Below are 587 nucleotides of genomic sequence, written 5' to 3'. Positions count from 1 at the left end.
ATCGGCGAGCGCCTTCGGTGAACGAACCGCCAGTGCTATAAACGATCACTTCGCCGCTGCCGGCGAGCTTCTCCTGCGCCCACGCCATTGTCGCTTTGGCGACCAATGGTACGCTCAGTAATGCCGCCGTTGACTGAAGAAGTGAGCGTCGGCTCAAGCCACAGAGTGATTGGCCGCTGGAATTCTGTTTGGTCATGACGTCCTCCTGCTGAAGTAGAACCTAATTTGCTGCGCGCATCCCGCCAAACCCTCGATAGCGCGCATCCCTGAGAGTTGAGCGAAGCACCTGAGCGTCGGCAAGCCCACCGCTTCCCGAAAGCTGCGTTCTCGCACCTCGGGCCGCGTAGTCCGGGCTAGTACAATCGTGGCGGCATTCGAGCGTCGCTCAGGTGCGCGGGCTTTTTTTGCAGCAATTGCCACTGATCTGCGTCGCAGTGTGAGCCGGGACGTCTTTGGAAGGTAGTGGCGCCCCAGGGCCATCCCATGTTTGCCGTCAAAATCACGCACGAGCCGTTCGCCCTCGTCGCGATCGACCGCATCGCCTTCATAATCGTGACACGCCATGCAGCCCTCCAAGCACATCGAGG

The 587-nt window shown here is 60.1% G+C and carries 1 protein-coding gene; it reads right to left on the bottom strand.

Annotated elements, in window-relative coordinates; all coding sequences use genetic code 11:
* The coding region (locus KIP88_RS45990) for a hypothetical protein (RefSeq protein ID WP_214494648.1) at positions 1 to 196 on the bottom strand (196 nt) is incomplete at its 3' end.
* Between the last annotated feature and the right edge of the window lie 391 nt (positions 197 to 587).

It is taken from the genome of Bradyrhizobium sp. SRL28 (assembly GCF_018596315.1).
GTDB lineage: Bacteria > Pseudomonadota > Alphaproteobacteria > Rhizobiales > Xanthobacteraceae > Bradyrhizobium.
The sequence above is the reverse complement of the archived record's forward strand: the minus strand, read 5'-3'. Positions and strand labels throughout refer to the sequence as shown.